We start from the raw sequence: 11820 nt of genomic DNA, 5'->3' as shown, positions 1-11820 counted from the left end.
GTGGTGTCTGTTGCATCAGTGGTTGGAGTTGCATCATCCGCACCAGTAGTTGATGTGGTGTCTGTTGCATCAGTGGTTGGAGTTGCATCATCCGCACCAGTAGTTGATGCGGTTTCTGTTGCATCAGCTTCATCAACTTGCATTAATTCATTAATTTCCTCTGGAGACAACACTCGGTCATAAATTCGTAGATTAGCCATTTTACCATCATAAAATCCATAACCAGCACCGAACTTCACCTGGGTAATTGAACTTATTGGTTGATTTTTACCTGTACCACTCTGCCATAGAGTACCGTTGAGATAGATATTGATCTCGCCTGTAGCCACATTCTTAGTAAATACCCAGTGAGTCCATTTATCTTTAAAATCAACAGCCTGAGATAATTTTTCTATTCTGTCATAACTGTCATCAGAAGTAGCTGTATTTCCACAATCAAAATAGATGTGACTATTTGACCAAGGCAAATGAATGTTAATTACCCTGTGGTTACTTTTATCTACTGCCAAGATTATAGAATTCTGTTTGGGTAGAGACTTGCCACCATTTGCCCAAAAACTAATTGTGATTTCACCAGTTTGAGGAATAGTTGTTGCCGGCAGTTCGATATAATCATCTACTCCATCAAAGTTGATACAGTTGCCAAAGCGGGAGTCAGCTACAACTGTTGCACCATTGACTTTAGCATTGAGTTTGGCTGATGAAATATCAACTACTTCTTTTTCTTTAGCATCATTTTCCACTATTTCATTCAGTGGTAGATGCAATTGTAAACCACGATTTATATCCATCGGTGCAGGTGTTCCATCCAGTTTCATACATTCGTTGATTTCTTCTGGAGACAACACTCGGTCATATATCCGTAGATTAGCAACTTTACCATCATAAAATCCATAACCAGCACCGAACTTCACCTGGGTAATTGAACTTATTGGTTGATTTTTACCTGTACCACTCTGCCATAGAGTACCGTTGAGATAGATATTGATCTCGCCTGTAGCCACATTCTTAGTAAATACCCAGTGAGTCCATTTATCTTTAAAATCAACAGCCTGAGATAATTTTTCTATTCTGTCATAACTGTCATCAGAAGTAGCTGTATTTCCACAATCAAAATAGATGTGACTATTTGACCAAGGCAAATGAATGTTAATTACCCTGTGATTACTTTTATCTAATGCCAAGATTATAGAATTCTGTTTGGGTAAAGACTTGCCACCATTTGCCCAAAAACTAATTGTAATTTCACCAGTTTCGGGAATAGTTGTTGTAGGTAGTTCAATATAATCATCAACCCCATCAAAGTTGATACAGTTACCAAAGCGGGAGTCAGCTACAACTGTTGCACCATTGACTTTAGCATTGAGTTTGGCTGATGAAATATCAACAATTTCTTTTTCTTTAGTCGCATTTTCGACAATTTCATTCAGTGGTAGATGCAGTTGTAAACCACGATTTATATCCACAAGTGGAAGTGTTTGATCTACCTTGATACATTCGTTAATTTCCTCTGGAGATAATGGTCGGTTATACAACCGTAGATTCGACATTTTGCCCTGAAAATAAATTGGAGATTTAGCGTTTTGAGTATTGCCAAGATAGTTTTTGGTGCGATTAACAGTATTGGGGACAGCTAGCAAACCTTCCCCTACTTGTTGACCATTTTTATAAACTTTGGCATTCCCTAATTGATCTACTGTTGCTGCTAAATGAAGCCATTGATTATTTTCAAATACTTTATTTAGGATTAACTCTTTTCTCTTTGAACCAAGATATAACGCTAATAAGATCGAATTGTTGACATAATGACTAAAAATGATATTGTCGTCGGTAGGACCATTGGCAAAGTCAATTATTCTTGAGTAATTTTTAAACTTGCTGGAGTAACACCAAGCTTCTACAGTAAAACCTTTTGAATAATCAACATTCATTTCCGGTATTTGGATATTATTATCCACTCCATCAAAGTTGATACAGTTACCAAAGCGATCGTCTGCTACAACTGTTGCTCCATTGACTTTACCATTGAGTTGTGATGTCGAAATATCAACAACTTCTTTTTCCTTAGCCGAATTTTCCACAATTTCATTGAGTGGTAGATGCAGTTGTAAACCACGATTTATATCCATTGGTGGAGGTGTTCCATCCACTTTCATACATTCGTTAATCTCCTCTGGAGACAACACTCGGTCATAAATTCGTAGATTAGCCATTTTACCATCATAAAATCCATAACCAGCACCAACCTTCACCTGGGTAATTGAAGTTATTGATTTATTTTTACCTGTACCACTGTGCCATAGAGTACCATTGAGATATATATTCATCTCCCCAGTGGTAACATTCTTAGTAAATGTCCAGTAACTCCATTTATCTTTAAAATCAACAGCCTCAGCTATTTTTTGTATTCTGTTATAACTGTTACTAGAAGTAGGCGTCTTTCCACAATCAAAATAAATTTGACTATCTGACCAAGGTAAATGAATATTAACCACATAGTCATTAATTTTATCGCTAGCCACTGCCCATAATATGGAGTTAGTCTTAGGTAAAGACTTGCCACCATTAGCCCAAAAACTAATTGTAATTTCATCGCTTTGAGGAATAGCTGCTACAGGTAGTTCAATATAATCATCTACACCGTCAAAGTTTATACAGTTGCCAAGCTGTGAGTCATCTACAATTATTGGATTACCATTGACTTTACCCTTAAGTTTTCCTGCTGAAATATCAGCAACTTCTTTTTCTTTAGCATCATTTTCGACAATTTCATTCAGTGGCAAATGCAGTTGTAAACCACTATTTATATCCATCGGTGGAGGTGTTCCATCCACTTTCATACATTCGTTGATTTCTTCTGGAGACAACACTCGGTCATAAATTCGTAGATGAGCAATTTTACCATCATAAAATCCATAACCAGCACCGAGCTTCACCTGGGTAATTGAACTTATTGGTTGATTTTTACCTGTACCACTCTGCCATAGAGTACCGTTGAGATAGATATTGATCTCGCCTGTAGCCACATTCTTAGTAAATACCCAGTGAGTCCATTTATCTTTAAAATCAACAGCCTGAGATAATTTTTCTATTCTGTCATAACTGTCATCAGAAGTAGCTGTATTTCCACAATCAAAATAGATGTGACTATTTGACCAAGGCAAATGAATGTTAATTACCCTGTGGTTACTTTTATCTACTGCCAAGATTATAGAATTCTGTTTGGGTAGAGACTTGCCACCATTTGCCCAAAAACTAATTGTGATTTCACCAGTTTGAGGAATAGTTGTTGCCGGCAGTTCGATATAATCATCTACTCCATCAAAGTTTATACAGTTGCCAAAGCGATCGTCTGCTACAACTGTTGCCCCATTGACTTTACTATTAAGTTTTTTACCTGAAGTATCAACAACTTCTTTTTCTTTAGCCGCATTTTCGACTATTTCATTGAGTGGTAGATGTAGTTGTAAACCACGATTTATATCCATCGGTGGAGGTGTTCCATCCACTTTCATACATTCATTAATTTCTTCTTTTGACAATGCTCGGTTATACACCCGCAGATGCGACATTTTGCCATGAAAAAAGGCATCATTAGGCCAGTTACTCTCCCCAATATAGTTTTTGGTGCGATTAACATTATTAGGTAGATGTACTGAACCACTCTGTACTTCTTCACCATTCTTGTAGATTTTGCTGGTTCCGGAGCCATCAACAGTTACTGTGACATAAAGCCACTGGTTCAATTCTAGCATTCCATCTGCTTTTATCCTGTTTTGAGTAGCACCTTTATAAACATATAAGTCTAAGTTCTTAGTAGTACCTTCATTAGCAAAAACAATGTTGTCGTTACCTTGACCATTTCCAAAGTCAATAATTCTCGACCAACTCTTAAAGCTGTTGTAGTTTACCCAAGCTCCTACAGTAAAGCCTTGTGAATAGTCAAGATTCATTTCTGGCATTTGGATATAATCATCGACTCCATCAAAGTTTAGACAACTGCCAAGTTGTGAGTCATCTACAACTGTTGGATTACCATTAACTTTACCCTTAAGTTTTCCTACAGAAACATCAACAACTTCTTTTTCTTTAGCTGCATTTTCGACTATTTCATTCAGTGGTAGATGCAGTTGTAGACCATTATTAATATCCATTGGTGGAGGTGTTCCATCTACTGCCATACATTCGTTAATTTCTTCTTTTGACAACACTCGGTTATACACCCGCAGATTTGACATTTTTCCGTGAAAATGTCCATCTCCTGACCAGTTACTTACCCCAATATAGTTTTTGCTACGATTAACACTATTGGGGATAGCTACCAACCCCCCCCCTACTTCTTGCCCATCCTTATAAACCTTGGCATTTCCTGACTCATCAATTGTTGCTGTTAGATGGAGCCACTTATTTACTTCAAGTATCCCTTTTACTTCAATAGCTTTTCTCGTCGAACCAACAAACACAACTAATAATCCATCATTTGTTGTAGTATGATTGCCAAAAATGATATTGTTTTTACCGGGACCGTTAGCGAAATCAATAACTCTTGATTGGTTCTTGAAACTGTTATAATACACCCAAGCTTCTACGGTAAAACCTTGTGAATAATCAATATTCATTTGTGGCATTTGGATATAATCATCCACCCCATCAAAGTTTAAACAATTACCAAACTTCGAGTCGGTGACAACTGTTGCACCATGAACTTTACCATTAAACTTTCCTGCTGAAATATCAACAACTTCTTTTTCTGATTCAGCATTTTCTACTATTTCATTCAGTGGTAGATGCAGTTGTAAACCATTATTTATGTCTACAGGTTTATTGGTAGGTTGAGGAGTTGCATCAATTGGACCTGTAGAGCTAGTATTACTAGCAACATAAATATCGTGTAAATCATTAGGTATCCCACCTTGAATTTTTTTCTGTTTGAAACTCAGAGTAATAGACACATAACGTTGATTACTTGGTAACTCAAATAAGCCTAGTCCTGTATCTGTACCAAAAGAAGAACCTGGGTTAGGTGGAGTTGGACAGAACTCTTGTTTACCTTCAGAGTTTTTACCAGAAATAGTTTGATTAGCTACATCTAGAAATATCCGAGCATTATGGCCACCCCAGCGTCCCATATTCGGCAGGGCACCACTATTGAATAATTTCCAATCACCTAGGTTCAGTTCACTACCATCTACAGTTTTCGCTGTGACTTTTATAGTTGTATATCCAGTCTTACTACCATTAAAGAATCTTGATATGGCCAAATAAGTGTCACCAGAGGTTGCACCATCAGTTGCTTTTGAACCTGCTGCGGAAGCTTTGTATTTACTAAAATCTAGGGTGACAGAATAGTTATTTTCTTTTCCTAAAGTTCTTATTTGAGGCATCGTAGCGGTAATACCTTTGACTTTGCCTGTTAAGCTAAAATTATTCTCTATTTCCCCAGAGAGAAATCGATCTTCTGTAATGGGAGTATCACCATCTGGCTTTCCTCTCCAGCCACGGTCATCATAGTCTATTTGATTATAAGTAATACCTATTGTACCACCTAAACCATCAGGGACTTCTAGGGTTTTGCCAAATCCTGGATACTTATAGTCAGTAGTATTCCAGAATGTGATATTTTTAGTAGCGACTTCAGACACTAATTATTCTCCTTTTTTCTTGATTAATTGGTAATTTACTAGGGATACTAATCATCTTTTGATTGTCTGAAAAAATATACAATCTAGATGATTTTAGAGTTTTGTCTATACAATAAATCTCAAGTTTTATAGATGCACTAACTCAATATTTCTTAATACTGAATCCTACCACTTATTCAATTATTAATATGATTAAATTTTATGAAGGATTATTGTTAAGTTTTTTGCGATATATAGGCGATCGCTTTTTCTCTCTCTCATATTAAATCTCAAAAAGATAGTTACAGTCAAAAAGGGAACACGGAATAGGAACCAGGTAAAATCTGACTTTAGGTTGCTAAACCCTTCCCTACTCTAGCTATTAAAAAAAATTAATTTAGCAATATTTGTTCAAACTTCTATAATTTTCTACCAACAAATAAATGGGTATAATGACTTACTTTAACTTTGTAAAATTATAATTTTTTTATAATTAATTTAGAATTAAGTTATTGACTATATTTACAAAAAATAGTAAGTAAAATATTAGTGCTATGGCCTTATACCATTTCTCAAAAACTTTATCTATTTCAGAGTAGGGGAGTAGGGGAGTGTAGGGACGTTTTGCTGCGCAACATGTTTGCGCTAGAATTCCGAAGGAAAAAGCGTTAGCGCAGCTCCTCTGTAAGAGGCAGCATTCCGGAACGGAAAACGCATTTTTGCCTGTGCAACGTCCGTACGGGAGAAGTAAAAATAAGGATAATCAAAGATTAAATTGTCTCAAATCAGGAAAAAGGTAATTCTCCCAAAGTAATTACTTAATAACTGAAGTCTTAATCAAGTATAGCATTAATGCATGGGAATTGGGATTAAATAATTTTAATCAATAGACATCAAAATTACAAATTTTTCTCTACTAAAAAAAGATTTTAATATTTACATTTGATAGATGATAATTACCCACCAAGTTTTCAAAGGTGGGGTATATAAAACTGATAAAATTGAGCAATTACTATCGACTTGAAGATAGTATAGTTACTTTCTAACAAACAGCGATCGCAACCAGTTTACTGACTTCCAATTATCTTTAATTATCTTATCTTGAGTTTTTTGATTTAAACGAATATTTTGTGATTGTTTGACCGCAGAAATACTAATATCAGATATGGCTTGACTAGATTTATTCAGTGCTTTAAATAAATCTTTTTCTTTGATAGGTTTTCTGTATGCTTTAAATAAATCTTTTCCTAAACTCATTGCTTTTACTTCACTAAAACTCAACAATATTTATTTTATCTCTAAGTAGGCTGTTGCGATCGCTAAGTAGGTAAATCTAATTAAACGTTAAAAAAAAATGTAGGGGCGAGTTTAAGCGAAAGTCTTGACATAAGAGCGATCTAGTTCTCACTCACCTAACTTATTTATTTATCAACAGCAGATAAGAGGCGATATTTATGGTAATATCTGGATTAAAATTCTCTCCAGTGTGTTTGATAATTCCAATCCTAAAAAAGATAACAAAGTAGATGAAGTAGTAGACAGTTGGTAAAAAATACAATATAATACAAATAATACAAATACAATTGAATAAATGGACAATATATCCAGATGGCACGACTAAACCAAATCATCGCCATAGAAAAAGGAATCAAAAGTCGGTCAGTGCAGGAACTAGCGGAAGCTCAAAAAGCTTTGCAGAAACCTGCTTTACTTTCGGGTATTTCTCGAACCTATCGCCCTAAAGATGAGGAGGGAGAACAACTCCCCCCAGAGTCGAAAAAGGTGGAGGTTAAAGCAGAAGAAATTATCCGCAAGACTGCCGAGGTATTAACAAAGTTGTTGGATGTGACAGCAACTAAAGATTGGACAAACTGTACTGCCCGCGCTGATGTGGTTGTGGATGGTCAAACCTTGTTAACTCAAGCTCCAGTTAGTTATCTGCTATTCCTAGAAAAGCAGTTGACAGACTTACGCGCTTTTATCAAAAAGCTACCAGTTTTGAATGCTGCGGATACTTGGACGTTTGATCAGTCTTCTGACTGTTGGGCAACAGAACCAGTTCAAACATTGCGGACTTTCAAAACTCCCCGCAACCATGTTAAAGCAGAAGCGACGGAACATCACCCTGCGCAAGTAGAGGTCTATTATGAAGATGTGACTATTGGTTATTGGCGCACGGTCAAATTTTCTGGCGCATTGCCTGCACGTCGGGTTAATGAAATGTTGGAAAAGTTAGAAAAGCTGTCTCAAGCTGTTAAATTTGCTCGTGAAGAAGCTAATAATTCTGAAGTAGAAGAGCAAAGAGTAGGAGAGCGTATTTTTCAATATTTATTTCAATAGAAAACAGGGAGTAGGGAGTAGGGAGTAGGGAGTAGGGGGAAAGAATTGATAATTTATTTGCGATAATTGATTTCCTGTTTTTATTATTGGAGATGTCTAATAATTAGTTGTCAAAATTTATAGTTTGAGTTATTATTAAATTGGAGTACAAATTCAATCTCAAACTTTAATTTAAACCGTACAAATATTATAGTGTCAGTTCGATTCTGACCTTCGTTTGACAAACGAAGTAGCCCAATGGGAAGAGGCGATATTTTGTACAATCTCAAGATTAAGCTATTACTCCAAGCTTAATATTCATCACTGTCGCGAGAACAAATTTCGAGGAAAAATATCATTGATATGCAGGCTCGTATCCTGCTCCTGGCTTCAATTTGTATATAACTTATATGCCGGGATAGCTTAACTGGAAAAGCACGATGATAACAAACTAAAACCGAGAATTAAAAGCGATCGCGTGTCAATTGAGTGATAAAACGAAGCCCTAAGTATGGACAGCACTTAGGGCTTCACCCTTTTTCAATCATAAATCTAGGAGAGAAGCTTTACAGCGGTTTTCATTTCAGTAGACCACAGTAGAGACGTTCCATGGAATGTCCCTACTAGGTTTTGGTTATGAAGATGTGGTTCATCAACTTGAAAAGCGCTGTCAGAAATCTAGGAGAGAAGCTTTAAGAACAGAAAATCTTACATAAGGTAGATATTTCCCCGGCTTTTACACGAGACCATACCAACGGACAAGAAGATAACACATCTCTAGAAAAGGCAGCGTTTGGAGACCAAACCCCTACTGTTTTACCTGGCTTTGTTGCATGAAGGTATATAGCTACCGCACTTGCTTGTACATATGTACTTTATAATGGGTGCAAACTGCTGTAACTATTGGACAATAGATGAATATCACATCAATCTGAGACCTAAAAAGGCTGAAACTTTTACAGGTAAAAGTTTTGAGATTTAATCCGCCAACTCTAACTATTGGACAATAGATGAATATAACATCAATAATCGCGATCGCTCTATGAAAGCAAATCAGTCCACCCTAACTATTGGACAATAGATGAATATAACATCAATAATCGCGAAATAGAGCGATATAGCTGCCGCACTTGCTCCGCGTTTGAGATGGGAACCAAAGCGGAATAGATGTTCTATCGCTACCTTTATGCAACAAAGCCGTTTTAGCTCGAAATTTAGTGATGATGGTGGTGTCTGCTATGACCCCGACCTCTTCTTCCCATGCCAGAAAATTCTCCTGCTTCTGCATGACCGTGACCGTGACGACAACCTCCTCTTTGCTCTGTGGCTAAAATTCCTTCTATTTCTCCTAACAACTGACGTACTTTTTGCCACTCTGGAGCATCTGCGGGTTGAGCATCACATTGTACTTGCCATCTGTACAAAAGTTCATCAAGTTCTTCATCGGTGGGGTTGCCAACAAATTCCCCATTATCCAACTGTCTGCCTATTTCTAATAATTGCTCTTTTAGTGCTACGGGTACGCGAATAGTTTGAGTTTCCCCGTGTCTCCAACCAGCTTTTCTGCCAGCATTCTGGCGCCAACCACCTCTACCTTTACAGTTCATTTTGGACCTCTTAATTTTGTTCGGTACTCTTTTAGTATAGGCAATATTTGATTTTGTGACAATATCTAATTTAATTATTTTACAAAACCTATAGATTTTGTGACGTAATCAGAAAAAGTGGATTATAGCAATGCCTGATGATGGTGAGGTACAGTTAAAAACTAATCTGCCGTTCACGGTTCGGTGTTTGTAACAAACAGAATACTTATGTTACCAATTACTAACAGGCTTCAGTGTCTGTAAAAAATTTTATTATTTTGTACCTTGGTAACTCCAAAACTGCTGTAAATGCTATGGCTTAATTGAGTGATAAAACGAAGCCCTAAGTATGGACAGAACTTAGGGCTTCACTTTTGTTAAAAGCGTTGCTGAAATTTTGGGATAAATATTATAGCGGTTTTCACTTCATGACTTGCATTACTTCTTCCTTGTTCTCCCAGCAATTGACCACTATTGCGACGATAGGAAGGAATCTCAAGAGTTTGGTAGATTGCTTCCTTCCACTCTGTTGCAGTCGCAATGACTTGGATATAGTAATTATCTAGATTTGATATTACCTGGACTTGGCTTTGTTGCATGAAAGTATATAGTTGCTGCACAAGCAAGTGCATATGTACTTCACTTCTGCGCGGAAACTGCTATAACTATTGGACAATAGATGAATCAAACATCAATATAAGACAGAAAAAGGCTGAAACTTTTACCTGTAAAGGTTTTGAGATTTGGTCGGCAAACCCTAACTATTGGACAATAGATGAATAGAACATCAATAATTGCGAAATAGATCGATATAGCAGCCGCATATCAAACGCATTTGATATGTGAACCAAAGCGGAATGGATGTTCTATCCCTACTTTTATGCCACAAAGCCCCTGGACTTTAGAAAAAAATAGGTTAAAAATAAGGTCAAAACATTATACAATAGTGCTTTGACCTTAAATAAACTGTTTTATTGATATATCTAGGTTCCAGGTATTTTTCGCACTGTGAGGTATTTACCTTGCTATTACTAGGTTTGAAGCCATTTTTGAACTCAAAAATCTCAAAGTACCGCGCTTCTTGAGAAATCCTCTCCCTGAAACAGACTTTGTAATCTACTAAGCCTAGAATTCCTGCACAGTTGGACGGATAATGATTTCGTTCACATCCACATCGGCAGGTTGTTCAATCGCATAAGCAATTGCGCGCGCTATAGAATCCGCAGGAATTGCATTATTTTCATAGAGTTCTTTCACAGCAGCAGCGCCACCTTGATCAGATGAACCATGTTTTAACTCAGACTCAATTGCACCGGGTTCAATGGTTGTGGTGCGAATCTTACCCCCTACCTCATGGCGCAAGCCTTCACTAATAGCGCGCACAGCAAATTTTGTGCCGCTATAGACTGTCCCACCGGGGCTGAAGACTTTCACCCCTGCGATAGAGGATATATTGATAAAGTGACCACTTTCCTGTTTTTCAAAGACAGGCAGTGCGGCAGCCACACCATAGAGAACACCTTTGATGTTGATATCAATCATGCGATCCCATTCATCCACTTTTAGTGCATTCATCGGGGCGATAGCCATGATACCCGCATTATTTATCATTACATCAACGCGGCCAAAAGCATCGATAGCCTTTTGTACCAGCGCCTCAACATCACTTCTGATTGTTACATCCGTTACCAGATAGTCTGCTTCGCCACCCACTGCTTTTAAATCATTTACGATTGCTTGAAGCTTATCTTCACGACGAGCGCCGAGAATAATCTTCGCACCCAAACTTGACAAATGCCTTGCTGTCGCCTCACCCAAGCCGCTACTACCACCCGTGATTACAACAACTTTATTTTCAATGTTATTCGTCATATTTTTTCCTTTATTTGATCTATTTTAGAAGAATTCCCATTAGCTCACTCTTTAGTTTACCTGGCAAGTTATTTACACGCAAGTCTCTTAAAAAGTATAGTGAGGTTGGCTTTAACAAAGAACAGATTAGAAATAACTTTTTCCTTGAAAATCATTGGAGAGTTAATGGACACTATTTATTTTCCTATTAACTGGACTTTAGAAAAAAAAAGTACCATTACAAGTTACTCAAAAAGATATTCGCAACTGGTTTACAAATTGTTGTTACTGTACTTCATAACTCTGGGAATTACTATAGAACCCCTGAAGGTATTTATTTTTTTATACATGATGGGGGTGCGGAGTGTGGGAAGTGTGGGAAGGTGGGGGCATTTTTCTACCTTTTTCCCCTCTGAGTATTTCTTAATCTCCTGACTTCTGTA

Annotated in this window: 6 protein-coding genes; 1 reads left to right on the top strand and 5 read right to left on the bottom strand. The window is 37.1% G+C overall.

Annotation, left to right across the window (positions count from 1 at the left end):
* A partial coding sequence (locus ACP6PK_RS28880; protein WP_426564863.1) for a LamG domain-containing protein occupies nt 1–5642 on the bottom strand: 5642 nt, incomplete at its 3' end.
* Nucleotides 5643–6656: 1014 nt separating this feature from the next.
* Nucleotides 6657–6905 (bottom strand): hypothetical protein, encoded by a 249-nt coding sequence (locus tag ACP6PK_RS28875; RefSeq protein WP_426564861.1) that lies wholly within the window; start codon nt 6903–6905, stop codon nt 6657–6659.
* Between the two features lie 324 nt (nt 6906–7229).
* Between ACP6PK_RS28875 and ACP6PK_RS28870 the strand changes: the two genes are divergently transcribed.
* Complete coding sequence (locus ACP6PK_RS28870) at nt 7230–7961, top strand: DUF7873 family protein (protein WP_426564859.1); 732 nt, start codon at nt 7230–7232, stop codon at nt 7959–7961.
* Nucleotides 7962–9154: 1193 nt separating this feature from the next.
* Here ACP6PK_RS28870 and ACP6PK_RS28865 read toward each other — a convergent pair.
* The 3 genes from ACP6PK_RS28865 to ACP6PK_RS28855 all read right to left on the bottom strand — a co-directional run bounded on the left by ACP6PK_RS28865 (nt 9155) and on the right by ACP6PK_RS28855 (nt 11398).
* Nucleotides 9155–9547, bottom strand: a complete 393-nt coding sequence (locus tag ACP6PK_RS28865) for a hypothetical protein (RefSeq protein ID WP_426564857.1) — start codon at nt 9545–9547, stop codon at nt 9155–9157.
* Nucleotides 9548–9903: 356 nt separating this feature from the next.
* Entirely contained in the window at nt 9904–10125 is a 222-nt protein-coding gene (locus ACP6PK_RS28860; protein ID WP_094676630.1) for a hypothetical protein, read from the bottom strand.
* Between the two features lie 526 nt (nt 10126–10651).
* Nucleotides 10652–11398 (bottom strand): SDR family oxidoreductase, encoded by a 747-nt coding sequence (locus ACP6PK_RS28855; protein WP_426564855.1) that lies wholly within the window; start codon nt 11396–11398, stop codon nt 10652–10654.
* Nucleotides 11399–11820: the final 422 nt, after the last annotated feature.

This window comes from Dapis hubbardiae BLCC-M172 (assembly GCF_050016015.1).
Taxonomy (GTDB): domain Bacteria; phylum Cyanobacteriota; class Cyanobacteriia; order Cyanobacteriales; family Microcoleaceae; genus Trichodesmium.
Note: the sequence above shows the minus strand (reverse complement) of the source record. Positions and strands in the feature narration are given on the sequence as shown.

Bases quoted from the DNA above. Each gene is read 5' to 3' on its own strand.
- ACP6PK_RS28865 (WP_426564857.1), bottom strand. From the start codon at position 9,547: ATGAACTGTAAAGGTAGAGGTGGTTGGCGCCAGAATGCTGGCAGAAAA.
- ACP6PK_RS28870 (WP_426564859.1), top strand. From the start codon at position 7,230: ATGGCACGACTAAACCAAATCATCGCCATAGAAAAAGGAATCAAAAGT.
- ACP6PK_RS28860 (WP_094676630.1), bottom strand. From the start codon at position 10,125: ATGCAACAAAGCCAAGTCCAGGTAATATCAAATCTAGATAATTACTAT.
- ACP6PK_RS28855 (WP_426564855.1), bottom strand. From the start codon at position 11,398: ATGACGAATAACATTGAAAATAAAGTTGTTGTAATCACGGGTGGTAGT.